Raw genomic sequence first — 3,199 nt, 5'->3', positions numbered from 1 at the left:
TAGCACTAGCACAGTCAAAGAGACAGTTTGCAGGCGAAGCTGGTATAACTTATTACGGTAAGGTAATAGATATAAAAGTTGTTAAGAGAAATACTATAAGGAATATATCTAGTGATTCTGAAGAAGATTACTATGCTTTAAAATAGATAAGTGGGACAAACTTTATAGAAAAGTTGAAGTAAAAGGCTATCAGGTAGTTAGAATCATTTACACTACAGAGTATTTGCTACATAATGCGCAAATAGTAACTGATCTTTGTATAAAATCTAAAGAAGAATATAGATTATGGCAAGAGCTTAAGAGGATAAATTCACTCACTGAAACAGAAATTGGGGAACTGATAGGTAAGGATAGTAGAATTAAGGGATTTTCTATAGAAGGGATGAGAATATTTATTAAAGATGATGAAATCAGGGTTGAGTGTAATGGGAAAGTATATGATTTTAGTAGGGGAGAGTTTGAGAGGAAACCTAGGGAGGTAGTGGGGAGGATAATTGGTATTGTAGGGGAGGGTTTGTAATTAGCAAACATAAAGTGTTCGCTACATTACCAATTTATGTAACGGGGTCCGACCCCATAGAAAAAACTGGAAATAGTTTTTTCTTACTAATAAATCAAGAACTAACATATAAACAAGGTATTAATGCTATAATTTCAGTATATAAATGTTTATTAATTGGTAAAAAGATACAAGGATTTTTACAGGCAGTCTGTTTTCAGCCAAACCCTATAATTGAGTTATTCTACAATAATTATAACTATGGGATAGGTATGTTTCCTAATATTACACTCACTAAAGCACGATATATTTGTGGACTTTCACTTCCAGTTTCTTCTAAAAAACTCTAAATTTTGATTATATTTTAATACTTAATAAAATATGCTATACTTTTTATATATTTATTAAATTGGAAATTATACAAATTGTAATTTGTAGAAAATTATAAATCATTTCTAATATTATTAGAAAATGGATGGTGAACAAATCTTATGGATGATTATAAAAAGGTGTATTCGAAGCAAAATTTAGTTAGGGCATGGAAATGGATTAATTCTAATCCATCAGCTCAGTATAAAAATTATTTTAGAGATTCGTATACAGCATATGCAATCTCAGTTGAAGAAAACATTGGTGACTTGTACAATAGATTAAAAAACAATAAATACATACCTAATAAACCTTCAAAAGTACTACTTCCAAAGACAATTTGTACTACAAGACTATATACACTACTTACAATTGAGGATCAAATTGTTTATCAAGCATTTATTAATGTTATTGCAGAAAATTATTCACAAAAGGCAAAACATAGATATAATAAAACTGTATTCGGCAATTTGTATTCAGGTAAAAGAAGTATATGGTTCTATAGAAAATGGGATTTGGTATATGCAAATTTTAATAGGGCATTAAAAAGTACTTATAATAACGGATATGAATATATTGCTTCTTTCGATCTTACCGCTTGTTACGATAGCATAGATCATAAAGTCTTAGGAATATTTTTAAAAAAATATGGGTTGGATAAAGAATTTATAGATAAATTATTAATTTTATTAAATAGATGGTCTACTAATCACAGTATATATAAGAGCCATGGTATACCGCAGGGACCTATGTCTTCAGGTATATTATCTGAAGTAATATTATCATATTTTGATGAAAGTTATGAAAAATTAAATAAAAGTGATGAGGTAAAATACTTTAGATATGTTGATGATATTAAACTTATGGCAAGAGATAAATTGTCTTTAAAACGTATGCTAGCTAGATTAGATTATAATTGCAAACAGATAGGATTATTTCCTCAGTCCTCAAAAATTGAAATACATAAAATTATAGATATAAAAAATGAAATTAAAAATATTAGTAGCTTAGGTGATGAACTCTCAAAATTATCAATTAAAGGTAATTATAAGCTGATTGAAAAGAATTTAATACGATTATGCAAGAATGGTAAAGTAAATAATTTAACTGAATTTAAGATGTATTTATTTAATGCCAAAGCAAACGCTAAGTTATCAAATAAGTTATTAGATGTATTAGAAAATAATCCTCAGCTTTTTGAATCAATATCAAATTATTTTAAATCCTATACTACTAAAATATCAGATAAAATTGTAGACCGCTTAATAACAGAATTTGAAAAGCCAGAAATTTATCAAATTGTAAACGCGCATTTAATTGATGCAATAAGTAATAATTTGTCGAATCAGAATAATCAAAAGTTAATGAAATTTGTATTAACAAGATGGAAAGAAAGAAGAAAACGGAAATTAAATCCTACCTATAGAAACACATTACTTTCATATTTGTTTAAAAACAATTTAATAAAGTATAAAGGAATAAAACAAATACTGATTAATGAAAATGATTGGTGGGTTAAGAAAACAATTATTAAATATATTGATTTAGATTTTATCGGAGAACCTTCATATATTGAACTTAATAAAATTCTTCTTACAGATGAGTGTGTGGATATTTCATTGGCAGCTGTATTTGAAATCATAAAAAATAATTGCAACATTAGTCCGCCATATAGTGAAATTAACTATATAGGACAAAAGGCACTAAAATTTGTTGGTATTATTAACAGGTCGGCTAGTAGACCTAGTTTAATAGGTAATCTATTAGATTCTATATGTGACAAAAAATTGCCTTGCACTGATTGGAAAAAAATTTTTGGTAAGGACCATGATCTAGCTGAAAATAAAATAGTAAGAACTCAAGCATATGTTCAAAACGATATGTCAGCATTTGTAAATATTACGGATGTATTTAATGATTTTTTACTAAGCAAATTATTTGTACATGATACCACATTAGGCGGGTATAAGTTAGGAAATATTGGTGGCTCACTTAATAAAGGTACACGATTAGAAAAACAATATCCTGAATTATTTTTGTTATGTAAAGAAATTCATAATAAAAGGTTAGAATGTGATTTATCACATTCTATAACAAAAAGTACAAACAAACAAACTAGACCTATAGAATATAAATATATTTATAAAGCAAGAAAAAGTTTATACGAAGGCTACAAAAACATCATAGAAAAATGGTGAAGATCTAAAAACCATCGTTCACAATACATAGATAGGCTAATGGCTTAAGATATTATTAAATCTAAATGAATTAAATAATTGTTACTACACAGGCATTCCCAATATGAAATGCCTGTGATAATATAAAACCATA

General features: G+C 27.3%; 3 protein-coding genes. All 3 read left to right on the top strand.

The window, feature by feature from the left end; all coding sequences use genetic code 11:
• Positions 1-223 precede the first annotated feature (223 nt).
• Complete coding sequence (locus tag Q0649_RS18270; RefSeq protein WP_298845404.1) at positions 224-520, top strand: hypothetical protein; 297 nt, start codon at positions 224-226, stop codon at positions 518-520.
• 14 nt (positions 521-534) lie between these two features.
• Positions 535-849 (top strand): hypothetical protein, encoded by a 315-nt coding sequence (locus tag Q0649_RS18265; RefSeq protein WP_298845403.1) that lies wholly within the window; start codon positions 535-537, stop codon positions 847-849.
• A 141-nt stretch (positions 850-990) separates the two neighbouring features.
• Entirely contained in the window at positions 991-3,066 is a 2,076-nt protein-coding gene (locus Q0649_RS18260; RefSeq protein ID WP_298845402.1) for an RNA-directed DNA polymerase, read from the top strand.
• The last annotated feature ends 133 nt before the right edge of the window (positions 3,067-3,199 follow it).

Source organism: uncultured Clostridium sp., assembly GCF_937920395.1.
Classification (GTDB): Bacteria; Bacillota; Clostridia; order Clostridiales; family Clostridiaceae; genus Clostridium_AD.
The sequence above is the reverse complement of the archived record's forward strand: the minus strand, read 5'-3'. Positions and strand labels throughout refer to the sequence as shown.

Bases quoted from the DNA above. Each gene is read 5' to 3' on its own strand.
- Q0649_RS18260 (WP_298845402.1), top strand. From the start codon at position 991: ATGGATGATTATAAAAAGGTGTATTCGAAGCAAAATTTAGTTAGGGCA.